Below are 21,725 nucleotides of genomic sequence, written 5' to 3' on the forward strand. Positions count from 1 at the left end.
ACGACGACAGCGTGGACGTGCGGATCGCCGGCGGCGTGGTGCGTGGCGTGCGGGAACGCGGGCTGCTCGCCTGGCGCGGCATTCCCTACGCGGCCGCACCCGTCGGGAGGCTGCGATTCGCGAGCCCGATCGACGTGGTGCCGTGGCCCGGCATCAGGGACGCCGCGGGCTTCGGGGCCATCGCACCGCAGCCGATCCGCAATCCCCTCGTCCATCCGCCCATCGCGGCGATCACGGCCGACGAGGACTGCCTGACCGTGAACGTGCACGCACCGGTATGGGACGACTCAGCCTCGACGCCCCTGCCAGTCATGGTCTACATCCACGGCGGCGGCTACAGCGCCGGATCCGCGCGGGACTTCTCGGGACAGGGCGAGGGGTTCGTCCGGGACGGGCGAGTGGTCTACGTGAGCTTCAACTACCGGCTCGGTGCGCTCGGATACCTGGACTTCAGCCGCTACTCGACGCCGCAGCGATCGTTCGCCAGCAATCCCGGCCTCCGCGACCAGGTCGCGCTGTTGCGGTGGGTGCGCGACAACATCAGCGCCTTCGGCGGCGACCCCGCGAATGTCACCGTGTTCGGCGCGTCGGCGGGCGGGAACGCGGTGACGACGCTGATGGCGACGCCTTCGGCGCGCGGGCTCTTCGCCCGGGCGATCGCGCAGAGCCCGCCGTCCAGCGCCGTCTACCCCTCGTCGCTCGCCGCGCGGTGGGCGGGGGAGTACGTCGAGATCCTCGGTGGGATCATCGGCCGGCGGGAGCGGCAGGATCGCGACGGGGAGCGCGACGCGGGCGGCATCCGCCGGTCACCGCAGGAGCTGCTCACCACCGCGACGCCGAACGACCTCGTGGCCGCCTGCGCCGTCCTCCAAGCGCGGACACCCGACGACTATCCGGGTGCGTTCTGCCTCGCACCCGTGATCGACGGGGACCTCCTGCCGCGATACCCGATCCGGGCGTTCCGCGACGGGACGGCCCACCGAGTGCCGCTCATCATCGGCACGAACGATCGCGAGGGCGCGATCTTCCGCGGTCGCGTCGACATCCTGCCGCGCACGCCGACGCGGATCGAGGCCCTGTTCACGCGGGCGCCCGTCGGCGCACGGCAGGCCATGCGCGACGCCTATCCCGGGCTGCCCGCGCGGCGGCCGGCGGCGGACTTCGGCGGCGACTTCGGCTTCTGGTTCCCGAGCACCCGCGTCGCGGACTTCCACTCGCGCCACGCGCCCGCCTGGTCGTACCGCTTCGACGTCGCGCCGCGCCTGCTCGAGGTGCTCGGGCTCGACGCGACGCACGGGGTCGAGATGTTCGCCCTCTTCGACCGGACCGACCTCGCCCTCGCCCGGATCATGACCGTCCTCGGTGGGTACGAGGAGTACGCCGCGGCCGGAGTCCGCATGCGTGCGATGTGGTTGCGCTTCGCGGCCGATGCGCCGCCCGACGACGGTTGGCCGCGATACGACGAGCGAGATCGGGCGACCCTCATCATCGACGAGGTGGATCGCGTCGAGCATGATCCCCGCCGCGATCGGCGGCGCGCGTGGAGCCGGTTCCTTCCCGCACTGGCCGGATGACGTCCCATAGGGAACGCATGGGCGACCCACAGCCGCCGGCTGGAAGCGGCGTCCATGCTGGGGGTCCCAACCTCGGAAGGAGCGACCCATGGCCACCGACCCCCGCTGGATCGACGAGCACGGCGACGAGATCGACGAGGACCACCGTGGACTCGTCTACGACATCCGCACGCTGGTCGATCGCCGCCGCGCGCTCGGCATCTTCGGCGGCATCGGCGCGACCGCGCTCCTCGCGGCGTGCGCCGGCCCCGACACGTCGTCGACCGCGTCGGCGAGCGCAGCGAGCACGCCGAGCGCCTCGGCATCGGCCGAGGCCCCTTCGACGGCCTCGGGGAACACCGCACCCGTGACCGAGGTGCCCGACGAGACCGGCGGACCCTACCCGGGCGACGGCTCGAACGGCGTCAACGTGCTCGACGACTCGGGCATCGTGCGCAGCGACATCCGCTCGAGCTTCGGCTCGTCGACGACGGTCGCGCAGGGCGTGCCGCTCACGATCGCCCTCACGGTGCGGGATGCCGCGACGGGCAGCGCGCTCGTCGGCGCCGGCGTCTACCTCTGGCACTGCGACCGCGACGGCGGGTATTCGCTGTACTCGAACGGCCTCGCGAACGAGAACTACCTGCGCGGCGTGCAGGAGACCGACTCGACCGGCACGGTGCGGTTCACCTCGATCTACCCCGCCTGCTACTCGGGTCGGTGGCCGCACATCCACTTCGAGGTGTACTCGGATGTTGCCAACGCCGTCGCCTCGGGTCCGATCGTGAAGACCTCCCAGATCGCGCTTCCGCAGGAGGTCAACGACCTCGTGTACGTCACCTCGGGCTACGAGCAGAGCGTGCGGAACGCGTCGCAGGTGAGCCTCGCGAGCGACAACGTGTTCGGCGACGACGGCGGCATCCATCAGATCGCGAGCATGTCGGGGTCAGTGGCGAACGGGTACACGGCGGCGCTCACGATCGGCGTGTGAGCGAGAGCGCCGGTCAGATGACGACGTCCTCGGGCTGGGCCACCGTGCCCGCGTAGTCGGCGTCGACCAGGATCGGCAGGTGGTCGCTCGACCCGCGGGGGAGCGTCTCGACGCGGCGGATGTCGAGCCCGACCGACGTCGCGAGGTCGAAGTGCCCGCGGAAGAACTTGTACCGCGTGTACGTGCGGGCGTCGCTCAGCGTGAGCTCGTAGCCGACCTCGCGCACCTTCTCGGCGAGGTTGTCCTTGAAGACGGGGTAGTTGTAGTCGCCGACCATCAGGGTCGGCAGGTTCGGGCCGAGGATCTGCAGCTGCGCCAGCGCCGACTTGATCTGGTGGCGGCGCAGCGAGTTCAGGGCAGTGAGCGGCGCGGCGTGGAACGACGCGACGACCACCTCGCGGTCGTGCTCGAGGTCGAGCAGGCGCACGCCGACGAGGCGCTCGTGCGCCGGGCGCAGGATGTGGTCGTGCAGCGACTTCTTCAGCGCGAAGCTGCGCACGATGCGGAACTCGTAGCGGTCGGGCCGGTAGTAGACGGCGAGGCCGAGGCGGTTGCCGCTGGTCGAGCTCGCGAGCTCGAGGTGGCCGATGTGCTGCGGGAGGTCGGTCGTGTCGCATTCCTGCAGGCAGATGAGGTCGGGAGCGTACTTCTCGTCGAGCGCGGCGAGCTCGTTGACCGCGCGGTGCTTCCGGAGGTTGTAGCTGACGACCTTCACCAGCACAGCCTACGCAGGGCCGCGGGGTGTGTGACGTCCTTGACAGCGACCTCGCGGTATCCTCGCGGCTGCGTCAGGGGAACCGCCGCAAGCCGAGCGATCCTCACCCGGATTGGGGCTGACCGCCGCCATCGCACGGGCGTACCGTGCGGATCGGTGCGCCCGCGCAACGACGTCACGGGCGCCCGGGGGGAGGACGCCATGTCGCGTCGCACACGCCGGATCCCACTGCTCGCAGCCGCGGCGGCCGCAGCCGCGATGCTGCTCGTGCCGCCGACGTCGGCGCTCGCCGCACCGGGCGTGGCGGCCGCGCCGGGCGGCGCCGGCCCCGCCATCCGCGGCACGGTCGTCGCCGACGGTTCGCCGGTGCGTGGGTCGACCGTGCGGTTGTTCGCGGCGGGTGAGGCGCCCGGCGAGGCGACCTTGGTCACGACGGCGATCACGGATGCCTCGGGCTCGGTCGACCTGCGACTGCGCAACGCGGTCGACGACGATGCCGTGCTCTACGCGACGGCGCGGGGCGGCACGGTGCGCGGTTCGGCGATGCCCGCCACGGTCGAGCTCGCCGTGTCGCTCGGCGACCTGCGAAAGGGCGGCGTCGTGATCGACGAGCTGTCGACGGTCGCGGCCGGCACGTCGCTCGCGCAGTTCGCCGTGGGCGGTGCCGTGGGGGGTGCGTCGCCCGGGCTGCAGAACGCCGCGCTCATGCCCCGGAACCTCGTCGACCTCTCGACGGGCGCCGCGACGCGGTTCCTGCTCGAGGCCCCGAACGGTCCGGCGACGGAGACGCTGCCGACCGTCAACTCGCTCGCGAGCATCATCGCGGGGTGCGTGGCGGGGACGAACGACTGCGCGGCGTTCCTGGACGCCGCGACGGACGCCCGGGGCATCCGACCCGATACGACCTGGGAGGCCATGACCCTGCTGCCTGCGAACCCCTCGGGCGACCCGGCCGGCGTGTTCGCGCAGGTGCCCGCGAACCCGCGGTTCACGCCCGTGCGCACCGACGCGCCGGCGGCATGGATCGTGGCGCTGCGGTTCTACGGGAACGGACGCCAGTTCAACGGCCCCGGCAACATCGCCTTCGACGCCGAGGGCAAGGTCTGGACGAACCAGAACGCCACCGTGTCGAAGCTGGCGAAGAAGGTGTGCCCTGGGCTCGAGCTGTTCCGCGTCGATCCGTATTCGAAGGGCAGGCCGGTCGACACGTACACGGGCGGCGGCCTCAACGGGTCCGGCTTCGGGATCTCGATCGACACCCGGGCGCACGTCTGGGCGAGCAACTTCGGCTTCACGGGCTCCGAATGCGCCGGGCCGCCTCCCACGTCGAACAGCGTGTCGGAGTTCACCGCGGTCGGGCAGGCGATCTCGGGCCCGCTCGGCTACCTCGACGGGCCGATCTCCTGGCCGCAGGGCATCGTCTCCGACACCGATGGCGACATCTGGACCGCGAGCTGCGGCACCGACTCGGCCGTGATCTACCCCGACGGCGACCACACGCGAGCCTTCACGGCCCACGCCGCGGGGCACCCGGTCGTCATCCGCCGGGCGTTCGACGTCGCGCAGAGCGCGACGGGCACGGTCTGGGTGACCGCGAACGAAGGTCATGAGATCTTCGCCTTCACATCCGACGGCGAGCAGGTGCCCGGCTCGCCGTTCGGGGACTCGACGACGTTCGACCACGCGCTCGGCGTGGCCAGCGACAGCCTCGGGAACGTGTGGGTGGCGAACTCCGACGTGGTCAACATCCCGTGCGCGCCCGGTGAGGACCTCGAGGCGCCGTCGGGGCCGGGACTGCAGGGCAGCGTTTCGCTCGTCGGGCCCGACGGCTCGATCCAGCAGTTCGAGGGTGCAGGGATGACGATCCCGTGGGGCATCGCGGTCGACGGCGACGACAACGTGTGGGTCGCGAACTTCGGGCAGCAGCGCGTGTCCTACCTGTGCGGCGCGAATCCGGACACGTGCCCGTCGGGCCAGGTCGGCGCGCCCATCTCGCCGGCGGGCACCGGGTTCGCGTTCGACGGCCTCCAGCGCAACACGGGCGTGCAGATCGACGGGTCGGGCAACGTGTGGCTGGCGAACAATTGGGACGAGATCCCCACCGACGGCCTCGCCGATCCGTTCGGCGACGGCCTCGTGGTCGTGCTCGGCGTCGCCGCCCCGATCGCGATGCCGCTCATCGGCTGGCCGCGCCAGCCCTGACGGCGGATCGGTCCCGTCGGGAGTCGACCTCCATGCCCTCCGGTCGTGCGGCCGCGGCGGCCTCCGGTCCGGCGATCGCCTCGAGCCGGCCGAGCGCGGTGCGCGTGCGGGTCGGGTCGCCGTTCGCCCAGTGGGCGGCGGCCAGGAGGGCGAGTGCCGTCGCCTGGTGGCCCTCGTCGCCGGCCTCGTTCGCGATCGCGAGCGCCTCCTCGAGGCGCGGCAGGCTCGCGATCGCCGACGGTGCCCGGTCGGCTTCGAGGAAGAGCGTGCGGGTGAGGCAGCGCACGTCGCCGAGCCGCCGGAACGAGGCCTCGAGCTCGTCGAGCCGCATCGCGACCTCCGTCACCCCGAGCTGCTGCTGGACGAGCGCAGCATGCGCGAGCTCATGCGCGTTCCCCGCCTTCGTCGCGTAGTCGACGCACTCCGCCGCCCACTCCGCCGCGCGTTCCGGCTCGAGGCCCGCCTGGGCGGCGACCGACGCCATCATGTAGCGGGCGTTGTTCACGTGCATGGCGTCGCCCGCGAGCGCGAACGCGTGCATGGCGGCGTCGAACTCCGCGATGGCCGCTGCCGGATCGTCGAGCGCCGCACCGCGCAGCGCGATCCCGCGGAACTGGTGCACCGAGGCCACCGACCACTCGTCGCCGAGCTCGCGGGCGAGTCGTTCGGCCTCGGCGAGGTTCGCGAGCGCCTCGGGGCCGCGGTCGCGATAGGCGTCGGCGAGGCCTGCGAGGTGGTGCGCGTCCCGGCGGGAGGCGGCGTCGTCGCCCGCCGTGGCCAGTGCACGCGCCGCGAGGTCGTCGACGAGCGGCAGGTCGAGGTAGGCGATGCCCGCCCCCATCACGAGCAACTGGGCGGCGTCGGCGTCGGCGACCACGCGCTCGTCGCGTGCGGCCATCGCCACGGAACGGACGCTGTCGACGTCCGAGCCGTACTGCTCGATGCCGACCGACAGCGTGGCGGCGAGCGGCAGGGCCGTCGGATGCCGCGATGCGATCGCCCAGCGCAGCGCTGCGTTCACCTCGGGGCACAGGCGCTCCGAGATGTGCATCGCGTCGTGGCTGTCGTCGACCCGGGCGCGCTGGATGAAGTACGCCGCGACGCCGGCGTGGTAGACCGCGTGCTGCTCGAGCACCTCGCGGATCGTCGCCGCGTCGGTGCGGGCACGGACGAACTCGCGCAGCACCGCGAGCAGCCGGAACCGGCGCGGCGAGCCCCCGGCGGGGACGAGCATGGAGTGGTCGAGCAGCCGCATGATCACGCCCTCGACCCCGGGCTGCGTCACCGCCGCCGCGAGGTCCACGTCGAACGTGCGCGGGAGCGCCGCGAGCCGGCAGAGCACCTCCCGCTCGTCCTCGGCGAGCAGGTCCCACGTCCACTCGAAAGTGGTCTCGAGCGTGCGATGCCGCCCGGCCGGCGCAGCGCGGTCGAGCGCGGCGAAGTCCCGCTCGAGCCGAACGGCGAGCTCCTCGAGCCCGAGGTACCTCGAGACGGATGCCGCGAGCTCGATCGCGAGCGGCAGTCCGTCGAGCCGCTCGCAGATGCGCTCCGCGAGCGCACGGTCGGAGGCGGTCAGCGGCTCGCCCCGCGCGGCGAGCCGATCCAGGAACATCGCGAGCGCGGCGGCATCCGCCCCCTCGACCGAGAGCGGCCCGAGCGCGTACACGTGCTCGGCCGGGTCCCCGAACGGCGTGCGGGTCGTCCCGAGGATCCGGACCTGCGGAGCGTCGCGGAGGATCCGCCGCGCCGCCGCCTGCACGGCCGGACCGACCCGGTCGATGTTGTCGAGCACGAGCAGGTACGGGTTCGACGAGAGCGCGAATGCCACGGACGCGAGCACGTCGCCGCCGGGCACCGCCTCGAGGTCGAGCGCTCGCGCGATCCGGGCGACCACGTCGTCGGGCTCGGCGTGCTCGAGCTCCACCACGATCGGATGATGGTCGTGCCGGTGCCGGTTCGCGAACTCGAGCGCCAGCCGTGTCTTCCCGACGCCTCCCGGACCGGTGATCGAGACGCACCGGTGCGCTTCGGTGAGCGCCGCGAGCGCTTCGAGCTCGGCCGTGCGGCCGACGAATCGCGTGTCCGGCAGGCGCACGGATGCCTCGCGCCGCTCGCCGGCTGCAGCCATCAGCTCGGCGCGGCTCTCTGCTCCGAGCTTGCGGCGGAGGCTCGCGATGTGGCTCTCGACCGTGCGCACGGAGATGAACAACTCCGATGCGATCTCGGGGTTGCTCAGTCGCCGCTCGACCGCGGCCAGGATCGCGCTCTCGCGCGGGGTCAGCGTCTGCCCCGGCACGGCGCCGAGTCTAGAGGCGAATCCGCGTTGCCGCACGGGTTCCCGGCGCACCGGCGGCCGCGCGAGCCGGCGCGGAGGCACGTCGTCTGGTGGACGAGCGAGCCTCCGCAGCGGCTCGGAGGCGGTCTCCGCGGCGCTCATCGCAGCGGTCTGGTCGGCGGCCTGCTCGGCCGGCGGTGCGGCGATCGGCGCTGCGATCGGCCGGGTCGGGGTCACACGGCGCCGCCGACCGCGGGCCGGGTCGGCATGACCGGGCGCAGGCGGCTGGGCAGCAGCTGGCGGATGCTCCGACGCGGGCGCGCGGCATCCGTGACGCCGGTGCCGGCCTCGCCGGTCTCGGCGAGGCGCTCAGCGACGACGCGGCGGCGCTCGAGGTCGCGCAGGAGGCGCTGCTCGCCCGCCCGTCGCAGTTCGAAGACCTGGTAGTCGGTGCTGAGGTTCATGATCGTGCTCCTCGGGGTCGTGCAGGGGGAGGTGATGGTGGGGGTGGGATCAGCTCCGTCGCGCGGTGAACAGGAGGTACTCCCATTCGGTGCCGCGGTCGGAGCCGTCGAGCCCGTGGGCTCGTCCGAGCTCGGCGAGCGCCTGGTCGAGCGCGCGCACCTGCTCGGGGTCGTCCGCGATGCGGTTGTAGACCGCGATCGTCGGGCCGTAGTGGTGCTTGAAGTAGTCGCGGAACTCCTCGCCGGTGCGGAACCGGTCGAGCTTCACGGTCTCGCGCACGGCCTCGACGTCGGTCACCCGGTCGCCGAGGAGGTCGCGGACGTGCTGCTCGTCGCCCCACAGGGGCGCGGGCTGTGCGCCCTCGGGCAGCGGCGCCGCGAAGGGCTTCATGGTCTTGAACATCTGCCCGATGAAGCCCTCGGGCGTCCACGCGATGAGTGCGAGGCGCCCGCCGGGCTTCACGACGCGCAGGAGCTCGTCGGCCGCCTGCTCGTGGTGCGGCGCGAACATGATGCCCACCGTCGAGAGGGCCACGTCGAACTCGGCGTCGCGGAACGGCAGGTGCTCGGCGTCGGCCTCCCGCCACTCGAGCTCGGCGCCGGCTTCGGTCGCAAGGCGGCGTCCGACGTCGAACAGCTCGGGCGCGAGGTCGCTCGCCACCACGGTCGCGCCGCGGAGGGCGGCGGGGATGGCGGCGTTGCCGCTGCCGGCGGCGATGTCGAGCACGCGCTCGCCGGGGCGCACATCGGCGGCCGCGACGACGCGCGGGCCGAGCTCCCAGATGAGGTCGGACGCGAGCGTGGGGTAGTCGCCCGACGCCCACATCGCGCGGTGCTTCTGCTTGAGCGCGCGGTCGGCGTCGGACTGGACGGATGCGCTGTCGGTCATGGGGGTGATCTCCTCGATGAGGTCGGTCTGGTTCATGCGTACAAGGCTGCTGGGCGGGCACGGATGCCGCATCCGTGCGCGGCACGGAGATTTCCTCAGTGCTCGCACGGGGAGGTGGGTGGTACCGGTGGTTGAGGAGCGCCCGGCGGAGCCGGACGCGTCTCGAATACCCCCGCGGTGCGGGTCTCGAACGCCCGCGGTGCCGCCCTGCCGGGGGTCGCCTAGGCTGGAACACGTGCTGCTCGCCCTCATCCGCCATGGTCAGACCGACTGGAACCTCGCCGGCCGCATGCAGGGACGCACCGACATCCCGCTGAACGAGACCGGCCGCGCGCAGGCGCTCGCCGCCGCCGCCCCGCTCGCCGCGGAGCCGTGGGACGTCGTCGTCAGCTCGCCCCTCGATCGGGCGCGCGAGACCGCCGCGATCATCGCGCAGGAGCTCGACCTGCCGGTCGGCGGGGCCTACGACGAACTCATCGAGCAGGACTTCGGAGAGGCCGAGGGCACGCTCGTCTCGGAGCTCGACGTGCGCTGGCCGAAGCGCGACTTCGCCGACATGGAGCCCGACGTGGAGGTGGGGCCCCGCGGCATCCGTGGCCTCGACCGCATCGCGGTGGACCACCCCGGCGCGCGCGTGCTGGCCGTCGCGCACGGCACGCTGATCCGCTTCACCCTCGCTGCGATCTCGGGTCACGACCCGCGCCACTATCCGCGCCTCGACAACGCGTCGTCGTCGTACGTGCGATTCGACGACGCGTGGGGCGTGCTCACCATCGGCGGTGCGCCCGCGGGCGAGGCGCTGGGCGTCGTCGAGGCAGCGATGGCCGAGGCCGACGCGCGGCTGGGCGTCGTGGGCTAGCTTCCAGCTCCTTCGGCAGTGTCGGCGGCGGCTTCGGCCTGCGACTCGAACGCGCGTGTGCGTGCGAGTCCGTCGAGGATGATGTCGAGACCGAACTCGAACTCGTACTGGTCGTCGCACCATCCGAGGGTCGAGTCGGGATCGTCATGGCGCACGACGGCGAGCATCGCCGCGAGGTGCGGCACCATCGCGGCCAGCTGCGCCAGGTCGGTGTCGTCGCCCGAGTCGTCGTCCTCGCCGAGCTCCTGCGAGAACCCGAACATGCGGCTGCCGAGCGCGTGCATCGCGTGGTGGATGAGGTCGTACGACAGTCCGCCCGAGCGCAGCGTGCCGACGACCGAGTCGACGTAGCGGGCGGTCGTCGGTGCGAGTCCGCTGCGGCTGTCGAGCAGGGCGGGGGCCCACGGATGCCGCAGCATCACGCGACGCGCCCCCAGGATGCGGGCGCGCAGGGCGGCCTGCCACGCGGCATCCGTCTCGGGCACCTCGAAGCCGCCGACCTCGCGCTCGATCTCGGTGAAGACGAGCTCGACGATGCCGTCGAGGATCGCCTCCTTGTTGGGCACGTGGTAGTAGAGCGACATCGCCTCGACGCCGAGCGTCTCGGCCAGGCGGCGGACGGTGAGGGCGTCGATGCCGGCGGTGTCGGCGAGTTCGACTGCGGCGGCGAGCACGCGTTCTCGCGAGAGCGGTGTGCGGCGACCGGTCTGCTGCGTCGTCGAGCTCATGGTCGCCTCCTTCCTGCAGTCTCGAGTGTCTCAGCGCTGATCGCTCGTTGCGAGTCTTGGACCAACGTACGAGGGTCCGGGACATCCGGTGTTCAGACTCTCGACAATCGCTCGATTCCACGCTACCTTACGTCGTAAGACTTACAACGTAAGGCAACGGAGGTTCGAGATGGACACCACGACGAAGACTGCGACGGCGACCGCGACGATGCGGGCGGCGGTGGCGCGTCGATTCGGCGGCCCCGACGTCGTTCGGGTCGAGGAGGTGCGGCGGCCGGTGCCGAACGCCGACGAGCTGCTCGTGCGCGTGCACGCCAGCACGGTCAGCATCGCCGATCACCGGATGCGCAGCCGCGACCTGCCCGAGGGACTGGGGATCATGATCCCGGTGGCACTCGGCGTCTTCCGTCCGCGCAAGCCAGTGCTCGGGATGGACATCGCGGGCGTGGTCGAGGCGGTCGGCGACGAGGTCGAGGGGTTCGCGCCGGGCGACGAGGTGGTCGCGATGCTGGGTGGCGACTTCGGCGGGCACGCGGAGTACGCGCGGGTGCCGATGTCGAAGGCGATCGCGCGGAAGCCGGGGAACCTGTCGTGGGACGAGGCCATCGCCCTGGTGTTCGGCGGCCACACCGCCCTGGCGTACCTCGCCATGGTCGAGATCGGGCCCGGCTCCGAGGTGCTCGTGAACGGGGCATCCGGTGCCGTGGGCACGGCGGTCGTGCAGCTCGCAGCCCTTCGCGGGGCTCGAGTCACGGCGGTCACGAGCGCCGGGAACGCGAACCTCGTCACGTCGCTCGGCGCCCACCGGGTGATCGACTATCGGGCGGCGGACTTCGCGCGCGACGGTGCGACGTACGACGTGATCGTCGAGTGCGTCGGCAACGCACCGTTCGACCGGGTGGAGGGCTCACTGAAGCCCGGCGGAGCACTGCTGCTCGTGGTGACCGGCCTGCGCGGGATGCTGCGCGCGAAGCGCGACACCCGGCGCAGCGGCAAGCTCGTCACGACGTCGGGCGAGCGCGTGAGCCACGAGGACTTCGCGGAGCTCATGCGGCTCGCGGAGTCGGGGGAGTTCCGGCCGGTCATCGATCGCGCCTACGATCTCGACGAGGTCGCCGAGGCGCACCGGTACGTCGACGGCGGGCACAAGCGCGGGAACGTGGTGCTGCGGATCCGCTGACGCATCGGCCGCTGTCCTGTCGGCGATGGTCGCATTGTGACGGGCGCGTCACGGTCGTATGACGGTCTTGGCGAAACGAACGTCCGGCCCCCGGAACCCGCCTCGAGCGGACGTATGATGCGGAAATGGAGGCACCGGCCAGCACCACACTGGTCGTCGTCGGTGACGAGGCGACGTCGGCCATCCACGCGCTCGAGCGGTACGCGAACGTGCGGGCCGCGACCTTCGACGAGGTCTCCGACGATGACGTTGCGCGCTGGTCGGCGTCCGCCACGGCGCCCTACGTCGTGCACGACCACGATCCGCTGGCCCATGTCGCGAACGCCTGGGTGGAGTTCTTCGACGACCAGTCGACCTACGGAGTGCTCGAGCTCGAGATCGACCGTGCGCTCGAGGCCGCCGGTCGGCACGAGATGAACGTGCCCGACTACTACGTCGTGCTGCAGCCCGAGCACATGGCGGCGACGTGGAAGCACTGGTGGCTCGGGGTCCTCGCCGCGGAGTCGCCGACGCGAGTGATCCCGTGGCCGGCCGCCGATGATTCGCTCGCGAAGCTGCTGCGGCACCTGCCGACGGGTCGTGCGTGGCCCGACGTCGAGTCGTGGCTGCCGCGGGTGGTCGGTGCCGTGCCCGATCGGGTGGGGCTCGGCGGGAACTGATCGGGTGCAGGGTGCCTGCATGGGTCGAAACCCACGGCGGCGCCGCAGACTCACGCGGCGGGCTGCCTCGAGGCACTCAATGGCACTCTGTGCAGGGTCTCGTTCGTGGCACCCCGCGCGTCACGCGGCGGGTGCTCTGGGTGGTCGTTCGTGTTGGTCGGCGAGGCGGGTGGGGGATTTGGTTGTGGGGCGCCAGGTTCCGGTGGGGTCGAGCCATCGGGGTGGTCGGAGGTGCGGGACGCCGCGTGCCATGCGGATGATCCAGCCGGAGGTGTCGATGGTGCGGTGGTGGAACCAGCACAGGAGGACGCCGTTGTCGGGGTGGGTGGGTCCGCCGTCGGCGGCGGGGGTGACGTGGTGGATCTCGGTCCATGCGGCCGGGATGGTGCAGCCGGGGATGATGCAGCCACCGTCGCGGAGGGTGATCGCACGGCGCTGGTGGGCGGTGAAGCAGCGTTCGGGCGAGCCGAGCGCGAGGATCCGGCCGGTGTCGTCGAAGGTGACGGTCTGGGTGCCGCCGGTGCAGATCATGTGCCGCGCCGCGCGGAGTGAGATCGGGGTGTCGATGCCGTCGGCGTGCGCGACCCCGCGCCCGGAAGTGAGGTCGGCGGCGCGGACGCTGACCAGGACGGTGGGTGCGGCGCCGCCGATCGTGGGGTGTTCCCCGGAGCGGGCCGCGGTGTCGATGATCGCGGCGAGCACGTCGTGGCGTTGCTGATCGGGGCTGCGGTCCTCACCGGATTCCGCCGCCCGCGCCCGGTCGTGATCGGTCTGGAATCCGCCGCCGACGCGGGGTGAGCGGTGCGCGTCGAAGAGGCGGGTGAGCTTCGCGGCGACCTCGGGCAGCAACTCGCCCGTGACCGGGATGAGCCCATCACGCAGGGTGCGGCCGAGCCGGAATCCGCGCCGACGCATCGCCCGCTCATCAGCGGGCTCGGCGCCGTCGGGGTCGAGGAACACCGCCCACGCCTGCGCCTGGACCCGGAGTTCGTCGGCGGTGCATCGCACCGGCGCCCCGTCACCGGACCCGGTCGCTTCGTTCACGAGTGCCTGTTCGGCGGCGGCGAGCCGGGCGGGGTCGGCGAACGGGCGGGTGCGGTCGAGTTCGCGGATGATCGAGGCTGCGGCATCCGCCCCGACCGCGCCTGTAGCCAGCGCGTCCGCCACCGAAGGGAAGCGGGCTACGCCGGGCTCGCCCGCGAACCCGTCGCGCACGCGGGTCGCCGCACCGAGGCTGACGCGTCGGCGTGCCTCGAATCCGGACACCTGGGTGACTCGCTCGAGCAGCTCGACCGCGGACCGGCACCCCTTGCGGGTCGAGAGGCGTTGGTCGCCGAGCTCGACCCGGGACCGCTCCGCGACCTCACCCGCGACCGCGACCCGGTGCGCATCGACGACCCGACCCAGCGCCTCGAGGGCGCCCGCGTTGACGAGGAGCTCGTCATCGGTCCAGGCGGCGGGCGCATCGAGCCTCAGCGCATCGAGCAGGCGCGACCGTACCTCGTGGTGGGTGTCGCTGATGCCGGTCATGAATCCATCATCACAGCACCCACCGACATCCCGTTCACACGAAAAGGCCAGATCAGCCTGTGAATAACATCACCGACTGACGGCCTGTTGAGGACAAGTCGCCGAGGTCGGAGGGCGGTGAGGGCCATGGGAGTGAGCTGAAGGTGGGAGTGATTGGGCACGAATGCCGCGAGCCCCCTCCGGCCCGCCCCATCCGTCACCTCAGGGGCGCGACGAACGCACCCTACGAGTGCACCCGCAGGTCCACCCACACGAGCCGGTGGTCGCTCGACGGGAACGGGAACACCCCCGTCAGCCGGAACAGCGGATCCCGGAGTCGATGCCCGATCGGTGCCATTCGTCAGCGCGCAGCGTCCGCAGCCCCGGCCAGCACCGCGTCGACCTCCGCGATCCACCCCTCCTTCTCGTGCGGCTCGGCGAAGCTCGCCGTGAACGAGTTGCGGGCGAGCGTCGCGAGCGCAGCGGCATCCAGTGGCAGCGCCGAAGCGATCGCGCGGTAGTTGTCGTCGATGTAGCCGCCGAAGTAGGCCGGGTCGTCACTGTTGACGGTGACGACGAGTCCCGCGGCCATCATCGCGGGCAGCGGATGCCGCGACAGCTCGCGCGGCGCCGTGCCGAGCGCCACGTTCGACAGCGGACAGACGGTGAGCGGCATCCGCAGCTCGGCGAGCCGCCGCACGAGCTCGGGATCCTCCATCGACCGGTTCCCGTGGTCGACCCGCTCGACGTGCAGCACGTCGACCGCGTCGCGCACGTACTCGGGCGGGCCCTCCTCACCCGCGTGCGCGACCAGGTGCAGGCCCTCGGCCGCGGCGCGTGCGTAGACGTCGGCGAACAGCGGCGGTGGGAATCCGACCTCGGTCGACACCATGCCCAGGGCGACGTAGTGCTCGCGGAACGGCAGGATCACGTCGAGCATGTCCATCGCGGCATCCGCCCCGCGCTCGCGCAGGAGGCAGGGGATGAGCGCGACCGACATGCCGAGCTCGCGCCGTGCCTCGTCGAGCGCCGACGCGAGGCCGCCGATCACGGCCTCGAACGGAATGCCGTTGCCGAGGTGCGTCTGCGGGTCCAAGAACATCTCGGCTCGGCGCACGTTCGCTCGGTGCGCACGCCGGAGGTAGGCGCTCGCGAGGTCGTGGAAGTCCTGCTCGGTGCGCAGCACCCGCAGGTTCGCATACAGGCGGTCGAGGAACTCCTGAAGGTCGGCGAACGCGTACGACTCGCGCAGCACGTCGGGGTCGTCGGTGGGCAGGGCGATGCCGTTGCGGCGCGCGAGCTCGACGACGAGCTCGGCCTCCATCGTGCCCTCGAGGTGCACGTGCAGCTCGGCGGTCGGCCAGTCGGTCGTCACGGTCCCGGTCCCGGTCCCGTTCGTGGTCGTGGTCTCGGTCACGGATGCTCCTTTCGTTCCTTCTCCGCCACCGAATCCCCCTCGGCGTGCCGCTTCAGCGCCGCCAGCAACCGCTCGCTCTCGCGCGCGTAGCGCCCGACGATCACCGAGCGCAGGAACCCGATGCGTCGCGGGATGCCGAGCTCGACCGTGCGCGTCACGCGCGCGCCGATGGCCGTCGCCGAGACGGACATGGTCACCGTGCTGTCGATCGTGCCGGCCAGCCGGGGACGCAGGGTCATCGGCTGCCGGAACGCGATCACGTCGGGCCGCGCGACGGCGATAACCATGCCGCGGCGCACGCCCTGGCGGCTGTGCTCGACGTAGGTGGTGCCGACCTCGACGGGCGGCGGCGAGATCTCGCTCGTGCCCTGGTAGTCGGTCGACGACGTGAGCCAGCGCCCGTAGCCGTGCAGGTCCGCGACGAGGTCGAACACCGACTCGGGGGAGGCGGCGATGTCGACGTGCCGCTCGATGGTCGTCGTCACGCCTCCAGCGTCCCACCGTCGGCCGCGCGTGCATAGCGTTGCGCGTACGTGCGCAGCAGTGGCGCGAGCTCGGGCGGCGATTCGACGGTGAAGTCCATGTTCAGCATGCCGATGTACGCGGCGATCGTGTCGAGCGAGTCGGCGCCGGTGACGAGCACCGACTCGTCGTCGGACACCGCCTCCACGACGCCGACGGTGGGGTTGATACGCGCGATCACGGCCTCGGCCGGGGCGGCGACGCGGAAGCGCGCGTGCACGTTCCATCCGCTCATCGCGATCGAGCGCATCGCGAAGGCCGTGTAGTCGCCGCCGGGCAGCGGGCTGGGCTCGAAGCGGCGGCGCGTCGGCATGCGCGGCTCGATCCAGTCGGCACGGTGGACGCCCCACTCGCCCGAGTGCGGATCCCGTCCGACGAGGTACCAGCGGCGCTGCCAGCTCAGCAGGCGATACGGCTCGACGAGCCGCGGAGTGCCGCGGTCGTCGAAGCGCAGCCACTCCATGTCGCGGATGGCGGCGGCGATCGCGGCGAGCACGGCGTGGTCGACCTCGGGGTCGGGGGCATCCGTGCCGATGTTCTCGGGCGCCTTCTCGACCACCGCGCCGATCGCCGCGACAGTGGGACGGAGGTGCGACGGCAGCACCTGCTCGAGCTTCGCGAGGGCGCGGGCGCTCGACTCCTCGATGCCCGTGATGCCCGTGGCGACCTGGAGTCCGATCGCCACGGCCACCGCCTCCTCGTCGTCGAGCAGCAGCGGGGGGAGCTTGCCGCCCGCGCCGAGCCGGTAGCCTCCGGCGGAGCCGCGCCTGGCATCGACGGGGTAGCCGAGCTCGCGCAGCCGGTCGATGTCGGTGCGGATCGTCCGGGGTGAGACCCCCAGCCGCTCGGCGAGCTCGGCGCCGGTCCAGTCCGGGCGCGCCTGCAGCAGCGACAGCATGGCGAGCAGTCGCGCGGCCGTGTCGGACATGCCCCCAATTCTGCCCGGCGATCCCGGCCATCCGGTCGGATCACCATGGACGCCGGCCGACTTCCGCTGTATATTCAACAACTATCAATTATAGAAACTGCGCTGCACGGCCGCAGTTTCCGTGGCATCCGATCGAAGGAGATCAGCCATGTCGGATCAGAGCCTCTACGAACGCCTCGGCGGCGTCTTCGCGATCGCCGCGGTCGTCGACCACTTCAGCGACGCGGTTGTCCGGAACCCGATCGTCGGCCAGCAGTCGCAGAACCCGGCGCTCCGGGAGTGGCACACCCAGAACCTCGGTCGGCTTCCCGGCCTGAAGTTCATGCGCACGCTCTGGGTGTGCAACGTCGCGGGCGGGCCGTTCGAGTACACCGCGACGGTGCCGGGCAGCACGACGCTCGGCCTCGAGGAGGCGCATCGCCGGCTCCACATCTCGCCCGACGAGTTCGACGAGGTGGCCGCCGAGCTGGGCCGCACCCTCGACGCCGTCGGCGTGCCCGAGCAGGACAAGGGCGAGGTGCTCGCAGCCTTCGCCGCCCACAAGGACGAGGTCACCCAGGGCTACCGGGGTTGAGTGGAGTGTTCGCAGCCCTTCGACACGACGGCGAGCGCAATTCTGACAATTAGGAATCGAACGTTCCTAATGACGCCGTAGCGTCGGAGACATGACGAACACCGCGAACACCACCGCCACCGACATCCGCCCGTTCCGCGTCGAGGTCGACCAGGCCGAGCTCGACGACCTCATGGACCGCCTCGCCCGCACGCGCCTGCCGCAGCCGGCGCCCGGCGACGACTGGAGCTACGGCACGCCCAACGCGTACCTCCGCGACGCGGTCGAGCAGTGGCGCACGACCTACGACTGGCGCGCCGAGGAGGCGCGCATCAATGCCGTGCCGCACTTCATGACCGAGATCGACGGGCAGCCGATCCACTTCATCCACGTGTGTTCGCCGCACGCAGGTGCGACGCCGCTCCTGCTCGCGCACACCTACCCCGGTTCCTCCGTCGACTACCTCGACCTGATCGGCCCGCTCGTCGACCCCGTCGCGCATGGCGGACGCGCCGAGGACGCCTTCGACGTCGTGGTGCCGGATGCCCCGGGCTTCGGCTTCTCCAACCCGGTCACCGAGCCCGGCTGGGCGACCGCCCGCGTCGCCCGGGCCTACGACGAGCTCATGCGCCGCCTCGGCTACACCGAGTACGGCATCCACGGCTCCGACAACGGCGCGATGGTCGCCCGCGAGCTCGGCCTGCTGAACCCCGACGGCTTCCTCGGCCTGCACGTGCTGCAGCTGTTCTCGTTCCCGTCGGGCGACCCGGCCGAGTTCGAGCGCCTCGAGCCGCAGGACTACGCGGGGCTCGAGCACATGCAGTGGTTCCAGTCGGTGGGCGGCTACAACACGATGAACGCGAGCCGCCCCCAGACCGTCGCCGTCGGCCTCAGCGACTCGCCGGTCGGCCTGCTCGCCTACAGCGAGCTGTTCAACTCCTTCGGCAACGGCACCTCGCTCGTGCCGCTCGAGAAGATCCTCACCGAGGTCACCGTGAACTGGTTCGCCAACGCCGCGGCCGGCATGAGCCGCGTCTACCTCGAGGACGCACGCGCCCAGGGCGAGCCGCAGGTGAACGACGCGCCGACGGGCGTGGCCGTGTTCAAGGACGACTTCCAGACGATCAAGGTCTTCGCCGAGCGCGACAACTCGAACATCGTGCACTGGAGCCGCTTCGAGCAGGGCGGGCACTTCGCCGCGCTCGAGGTCCCCGACGACGTCGTGGGCGACATCCGGGCGTTCTTCGCCACGCTGCGCGGCTGAGCGCCGACACGATCGAGACCATCGGATGCCGCGGGGCGAGGGCTCGCGGCATCCGCTCACGTCTGCGGGCCCCCGCGAGCGCTGGGGCCTCGCTCAGTCGTTCGGCGGCAGCGCGAGTGCCCGGATGCGGAGCACGATGAACTCGGCCGGCCGGATCGGCGCGAAGCCCACGACCACCGTGAGTTCACCCCTGTCGAGGTCCTCCCGGGTGATGGTCTCGCGGTCGCACTTCACGAAGTACGCGCGATCGGGGCTGTTCCCGTGGAACGCCCCGGCCCGGAACAGGTCGTGCAGGAACGTGCCGATCGACGCGCGCACGTCCCGCCACAGGGCCCCGTCGTTCGGCTCGAACTGCGTCCACTGCAGCCCGCGGTCGATGGCCTCCTCGAGCATCAGGGCCGTGCGTCTCACGGGCACGTACTTCCACTCGCTCGCCGCGGCATCCGCACCCGCGAGCGTTCGCGCGCCCCAGACGATCGGCCCACGACCGGGGAACGTGCGGAGGGTGCTGACGCCGAGCTCGTTGAGCGCCTCCGCCTCCCGCTGCCCGAGGCGGAACTCGAGGCCGTCGGCGCCGCGCAGGTCGGCGTCGGTTCCGGCCGGTGCCGACCACACGCCCTGCGCAGCGTCGGTTCGGGCGATCACGCCGGCCACGGTCGCGACGGGGGAGAAGGTCTCGACGGCGCCCGCCTGCGCCGGGTCCGAGCGGCGGAGCCGCGGCGCGTAGAGCGCGGCGTTGGGGCTCGCCGTGCCGACGGCGGCCACTGCGCCATCCCGCATCGCGTGCTCGATCGCCGCCGCGCTCGTCCACGACGGCGGCGGATCGACGAGCAGCATCGCGCGGCGCCGCTCGCAGAACGCGACCGCCTCGGCGACGATCTCCCGAGCCTGCTCGTCGGCCGCCGACTCCGAGGGGAGTATGAGCAGGTTCACCGGATCGACCCGCTCGAGTGCGGCGAGTCCCGCGCGCACCCCCTCGATGCCGGCATCCTCGACGCGTGCGACCACCGCGGAGCGACCGCCGTTCTCGAAGTACGAGGCCAGCCCGCGCCGCAAGGGGGAGGAATGCAGCTCGCCCCAGATCGCGTCCTCGTCGGTGCCCCAACCGTCGAACTCGTCGGAGTCGACGACGATGAGGTCGTCGGGGCCGGGAGCGAGGCCGACGAACGCCGGGATGGCCGTCGCCGGCATGTCGATCGGATGCTCCATCAGCTGCCTCCCCGTCGAGCGGATGCCGCGATGCCTCGGGCCGAGCCTCCTCCGGGCCGGTCGCGGTGTCAAGGTGGGGATGCGTGGCCACCCGTGTGCGTCGCCGGGGTCACGGCGACGGCGCGGAGCCGGAGCTCCGCGCCGTTCGCGTGTCGCGCACGCTTGTGGGCCGCCGCGTTGGTCAGGCCGCGGGAGCCGCGGTGGCGGGCTGGGCGACCGCGTGCTCGAGCGCCCAGGCAAGCGCGTAATCGGCGACTTCCTCCCAGCCGTCCTGGCTGACGATGCGGTGCGTGCGGCCGGCGAACTCTCGGTAGTCCACGGTCGCCGGGCTGCCGGTCGAGCGGTACTTCTTCACGATCGCCCGGCCGATGGCCGGCGGCACGACGTGGTCGATCTCGCCGGTGATCACGAGCAGCGGCGCGCGCTCGGCACGGGCGTAGTCGACGTGGCTCACGCCGCCCCGCTCGTTCAGCGTGGACGCGACGCCCTCGAAGAAGACGCGGTTGTAGGAGTTGACGGCCTGGTCGGCCCAGACGCGGTCGGACTCGGCGCGCGAGAGGTCGTTGCCGAAGGTGAAGTGGAAGTGCGACTTCGAGATCGGCCTGGCGCCGTTGCGGTCGAACGGGTTCGAGAGGATCGGCGTCCCCGTCCAGAGCGTCGAGAGCGGGAGGGTCGTGATGCCGGCGGTCTGGCCGGGCTCGACGCCGACGTAGGCGACGCCGAGGCCGCGGTCGGCGAGCATCTGGGTGATGACGCCGCCGAAACTGTGTCCCATGATGATCGGCGTGCGGGGGAGGGCGCGGATGATGCGCTCGTAGTGGTCGGCGATCTGCTTCAGGCCGACGCCCTTGACTGCTGCCGGGTTCGAGCGGATGTCCTCGACGCTGCGGTCGTCGATGCCGGGCCAGCCCGGGACGATGACCTCGTGGCCCTGCGCGCGGAAGCGCTCGGCCCAGGTGTCCCAGCTCTTGGGGGTCATCCAGAGGCCGTGGACGAGGACGATGGTGGCCTTGGTGGGGTCGGTGGCGGTCATGGTTTCCTGCTCCTTCGAGGTGATGCGAATCCGTGCTGATGGTGGTGCTCGGCCTGCGTTGGCTCTGCGCTGATCGATCTTAAAGCAGAACGACCGTTCTGTCTTGCTGAGAGTGAACATATCCCGCCGTGCCGACCGATGTCAAGCAAAAAGAGAAAGATCGTTCTATCATTTTTCACATGGCCACTCGAACGACCCCGTCCGGCACGTCCGCCGCCCGCGACCGACTCCTGCGCACAGCGTCGGAGCTCTTCTACCGCGAGGGCATCCACTCGGTCGGCGTCGACCGGATCATCGCCGAGGCCGGCGTGACCCGCGCGACGTTCTACCGGCACTTCCCGAGCAAGGAGGACCTCGTCGAGGCGTACCTCGGCGTCGAGGATGCGAACATCCGCGGCGCGTTCGAGGCCGCCGAGGCATCCGGGGCCGAACCGAAGGCGCTCGTGGGACTCGTGATCGAGAGCCTCGCCGACGACGTGGCCCTGCACCACACGCGCGGATGCCCCTTCATCAACGCCGCGGCCGAGTACCCCGACGCCGACAGCGGCGTTCGCATCGCCGTGGCCGAGCACCGCGCCTGGTTCCGGTCGACGCTCGAACAGCTGCTCACCGCGGCCGAGGCGCCCGATCCCGAGGGTGCCGCCGCCGAGCTCGTGCTCGCCCGCGACGCCGCGATGGTCGGCGGCTACCTCGACGGGTGGGACCGCGTGCGGCCCGCGTTCGTGGCATCCGCCAACCGCATCGCTGGCGTGTCGGCCTGAGGGCGGCGCTGATG

The 21,725-nt window shown here is 71.7% G+C and carries 20 protein-coding genes; 9 read left to right on the plus strand and 11 right to left on the minus strand.

All coding sequences use genetic code 11. The features are described from left to right. Positions 1–11: 11 nt before the first annotated feature. Both ACFVN5_RS15500 and ACFVN5_RS15505 read left to right on the plus strand, forming a co-directional pair. On the plus strand, positions 12–1,574 hold the full coding sequence (locus ACFVN5_RS15500) for a carboxylesterase/lipase family protein (protein ID WP_376956133.1): 1,563 nt from the start codon (positions 12–14) through the stop codon (positions 1,572–1,574). An 88-nt stretch (positions 1,575–1,662) separates the two neighbouring features. Continuing rightward, complete coding sequence (locus tag ACFVN5_RS15505; protein ID WP_376956134.1) at positions 1,663–2,544, plus strand: intradiol ring-cleavage dioxygenase; 882 nt, start codon at positions 1,663–1,665, stop codon at positions 2,542–2,544. 13 nt (positions 2,545–2,557) lie between these two features. Here the strand turns inward: ACFVN5_RS15505 and ACFVN5_RS15510 are convergent, their stop codons facing one another. Continuing rightward, positions 2,558–3,259, minus strand: coding sequence for an endonuclease/exonuclease/phosphatase family protein (locus ACFVN5_RS15510; protein WP_376956135.1), 702 nt, complete (start codon positions 3,257–3,259; stop codon positions 2,558–2,560). Positions 3,260–3,460: 201 nt separating this feature from the next. Here ACFVN5_RS15510 and ACFVN5_RS15515 point away from each other — a divergent pair, with 201 nt between their 5' ends. Beyond that, positions 3,461–5,461 (plus strand): hypothetical protein, encoded by a 2,001-nt coding sequence (locus ACFVN5_RS15515; protein WP_376956136.1) that lies wholly within the window; start codon positions 3,461–3,463, stop codon positions 5,459–5,461. Here the strand turns inward: ACFVN5_RS15515 and ACFVN5_RS15520 are convergent. The 3 genes from ACFVN5_RS15520 to ACFVN5_RS15530 form a co-directional block, all read right to left on the minus strand. Beyond that, positions 5,436–7,757 carry a LuxR C-terminal-related transcriptional regulator gene (locus tag ACFVN5_RS15520; RefSeq protein WP_376956137.1) on the minus strand — a complete coding sequence of 774 codons (2,322 nt, stop codon included), beginning with the start codon at positions 7,755–7,757 and terminating at the stop codon, positions 5,436–5,438. The genes ACFVN5_RS15515 and ACFVN5_RS15520 overlap by 26 nt on opposite strands. 212 nt (positions 7,758–7,969) lie before the next feature. Next, a complete protein-coding gene (locus ACFVN5_RS15525; protein ID WP_376956138.1) occupies positions 7,970–8,200 on the minus strand; it encodes a hypothetical protein in 231 nt (76 codons plus the stop codon). Between the two features lie 49 nt (positions 8,201–8,249). After that, positions 8,250–9,125 carry a class I SAM-dependent methyltransferase gene (locus ACFVN5_RS15530; RefSeq protein WP_376956139.1) on the minus strand — a complete coding sequence of 292 codons (876 nt, stop codon included), beginning with the start codon at positions 9,123–9,125 and terminating at the stop codon, positions 8,250–8,252. A gap of 199 nt (positions 9,126–9,324) precedes the next feature. Here ACFVN5_RS15530 and ACFVN5_RS15535 point away from each other — a divergent pair, with 199 nt between their 5' ends. Next, positions 9,325–9,948, plus strand: a complete 624-nt coding sequence (locus ACFVN5_RS15535) for a histidine phosphatase family protein (protein ID WP_376956140.1) — start codon at positions 9,325–9,327, stop codon at positions 9,946–9,948. On the opposite strand, the gene ACFVN5_RS15540 is transcribed toward ACFVN5_RS15535, so the two are convergent. Next, positions 9,945–10,676 (minus strand): TetR/AcrR family transcriptional regulator C-terminal domain-containing protein, encoded by a 732-nt coding sequence (locus ACFVN5_RS15540; RefSeq protein ID WP_376956141.1) that lies wholly within the window; start codon positions 10,674–10,676, stop codon positions 9,945–9,947. The two genes, ACFVN5_RS15535 and ACFVN5_RS15540, sit on opposite strands and share 4 nt — an antisense overlap. A 169-nt stretch (positions 10,677–10,845) precedes the next feature. On the opposite strand from ACFVN5_RS15540, the gene ACFVN5_RS15545 reads away from it, so the two are divergent. Further along, entirely contained in the window at positions 10,846–11,856 is a 1,011-nt protein-coding gene (locus ACFVN5_RS15545) for an NAD(P)-dependent alcohol dehydrogenase (protein ID WP_376956142.1), read from the plus strand. 125 nt (positions 11,857–11,981) lie between these two features. Further along, positions 11,982–12,515 carry a hypothetical protein gene (locus tag ACFVN5_RS15550; protein ID WP_376956143.1) on the plus strand — a complete coding sequence of 178 codons (534 nt, stop codon included), beginning with the start codon at positions 11,982–11,984 and terminating at the stop codon, positions 12,513–12,515. A 120-nt stretch (positions 12,516–12,635) separates the two neighbouring features. Here the strand turns inward: ACFVN5_RS15550 and ACFVN5_RS15555 are convergent, their stop codons facing one another. From ACFVN5_RS15555 to ACFVN5_RS15570, 4 genes are all read right to left on the minus strand, one after another. Further along, positions 12,636–14,045 carry a DUF222 domain-containing protein gene (locus ACFVN5_RS15555; protein ID WP_376956144.1) on the minus strand — a complete coding sequence of 470 codons (1,410 nt, stop codon included), beginning with the start codon at positions 14,043–14,045 and terminating at the stop codon, positions 12,636–12,638. A 340-nt stretch (positions 14,046–14,385) separates the two neighbouring features. Further along, entirely contained in the window at positions 14,386–15,441 is a 1,056-nt protein-coding gene (locus tag ACFVN5_RS15560; protein WP_376956145.1) for an adenosine deaminase, read from the minus strand. Continuing rightward, on the minus strand, positions 15,438–15,926 hold the full coding sequence (locus ACFVN5_RS15565; RefSeq protein WP_376956146.1) for an SRPBCC family protein: 489 nt from the start codon (positions 15,924–15,926) through the stop codon (positions 15,438–15,440). Before ACFVN5_RS15565 ends, ACFVN5_RS15560 begins: the two co-directional genes overlap by 4 nt. Then, positions 15,923–16,891: a helix-turn-helix transcriptional regulator gene (locus tag ACFVN5_RS15570; RefSeq protein WP_376956147.1), complete on the minus strand. Its 969-nt coding sequence runs from the start codon at positions 16,889–16,891 to the stop codon at positions 15,923–15,925. The genes ACFVN5_RS15565 and ACFVN5_RS15570 overlap by 4 nt, the downstream gene beginning before the upstream one ends. A gap of 148 nt (positions 16,892–17,039) precedes the next feature. Between ACFVN5_RS15570 and ACFVN5_RS15575 the strand changes: the two genes are divergently transcribed. Together ACFVN5_RS15575 and ACFVN5_RS15580 are read left to right on the plus strand one after the other, a co-directional pair. Then, entirely contained in the window at positions 17,040–17,465 is a 426-nt protein-coding gene (locus ACFVN5_RS15575) for a group 1 truncated hemoglobin (protein ID WP_376956148.1), read from the plus strand. Between the two features lie 91 nt (positions 17,466–17,556). Continuing rightward, positions 17,557–18,708: an epoxide hydrolase family protein gene (locus ACFVN5_RS15580; RefSeq protein ID WP_376956149.1), complete on the plus strand. Its 1,152-nt coding sequence runs from the start codon at positions 17,557–17,559 to the stop codon at positions 18,706–18,708. Positions 18,709–18,801: 93 nt separating this feature from the next. On the opposite strand, the gene ACFVN5_RS15585 is transcribed toward ACFVN5_RS15580, so the two are convergent. Next, on the minus strand, positions 18,802–19,917 hold the full coding sequence (locus ACFVN5_RS15585) for a phage tail sheath family protein (protein ID WP_376956150.1): 1,116 nt from the start codon (positions 19,915–19,917) through the stop codon (positions 18,802–18,804). Positions 19,918–20,098: 181 nt separating this feature from the next. Next, entirely contained in the window at positions 20,099–20,950 is an 852-nt protein-coding gene (locus ACFVN5_RS15590) for an alpha/beta hydrolase (RefSeq protein ID WP_376956151.1), read from the minus strand. A 179-nt stretch (positions 20,951–21,129) separates the two neighbouring features. Between ACFVN5_RS15590 and ACFVN5_RS15595 the strand changes: the two genes are divergently transcribed. Next, positions 21,130–21,711, plus strand: a complete 582-nt coding sequence (locus tag ACFVN5_RS15595) for a TetR/AcrR family transcriptional regulator (RefSeq protein WP_376956152.1) — start codon at positions 21,130–21,132, stop codon at positions 21,709–21,711. The last annotated feature ends 14 nt before the right edge of the window (positions 21,712–21,725 follow it).

The sequence above is a fragment of the Agromyces sp. NPDC057865 genome (assembly GCF_042796995.1).
Taxonomy (GTDB): Bacteria; Actinomycetota; Actinomycetes; order Actinomycetales; family Microbacteriaceae; genus Agromyces.

What these genes read in the sequence shown, in the direction of transcription:
- ACFVN5_RS15505 (WP_376956134.1), top strand. Translation starts at nt 1,663, where the DNA reads ATGGCCACCGACCCCCGCTGGATCGACGAGCACGGCGACGAGATCGAC.
- ACFVN5_RS15515 (WP_376956136.1), top strand. Translation starts at nt 3,461, where the DNA reads ATGTCGCGTCGCACACGCCGGATCCCACTGCTCGCAGCCGCGGCGGCC.
- ACFVN5_RS15525 (WP_376956138.1), bottom strand. Translation starts at nt 8,200, where the DNA reads ATGAACCTCAGCACCGACTACCAGGTCTTCGAACTGCGACGGGCGGGC.
- ACFVN5_RS15530 (WP_376956139.1), bottom strand. Translation starts at nt 9,125, where the DNA reads ATGAACCAGACCGACCTCATCGAGGAGATCACCCCCATGACCGACAGC.
- ACFVN5_RS15540 (WP_376956141.1), bottom strand. Translation starts at nt 10,676, where the DNA reads ATGAGCTCGACGACGCAGCAGACCGGTCGCCGCACACCGCTCTCGCGA.
- ACFVN5_RS15545 (WP_376956142.1), top strand. Translation starts at nt 10,846, where the DNA reads ATGGACACCACGACGAAGACTGCGACGGCGACCGCGACGATGCGGGCG.
- ACFVN5_RS15550 (WP_376956143.1), top strand. Translation starts at nt 11,982, where the DNA reads ATGGAGGCACCGGCCAGCACCACACTGGTCGTCGTCGGTGACGAGGCG.
- ACFVN5_RS15555 (WP_376956144.1), bottom strand. Translation starts at nt 14,045, where the DNA reads ATGACCGGCATCAGCGACACCCACCACGAGGTACGGTCGCGCCTGCTC.
- ACFVN5_RS15570 (WP_376956147.1), bottom strand. Translation starts at nt 16,891, where the DNA reads ATGTCCGACACGGCCGCGCGACTGCTCGCCATGCTGTCGCTGCTGCAG.
- ACFVN5_RS15575 (WP_376956148.1), top strand. Translation starts at nt 17,040, where the DNA reads ATGTCGGATCAGAGCCTCTACGAACGCCTCGGCGGCGTCTTCGCGATC.
- ACFVN5_RS15580 (WP_376956149.1), top strand. Translation starts at nt 17,557, where the DNA reads ATGACGAACACCGCGAACACCACCGCCACCGACATCCGCCCGTTCCGC.
- ACFVN5_RS15585 (WP_376956150.1), bottom strand. Translation starts at nt 19,917, where the DNA reads ATGGAGCATCCGATCGACATGCCGGCGACGGCCATCCCGGCGTTCGTC.
- ACFVN5_RS15590 (WP_376956151.1), bottom strand. Translation starts at nt 20,950, where the DNA reads ATGACCGCCACCGACCCCACCAAGGCCACCATCGTCCTCGTCCACGGC.
- ACFVN5_RS15595 (WP_376956152.1), top strand. Translation starts at nt 21,130, where the DNA reads ATGGCCACTCGAACGACCCCGTCCGGCACGTCCGCCGCCCGCGACCGA.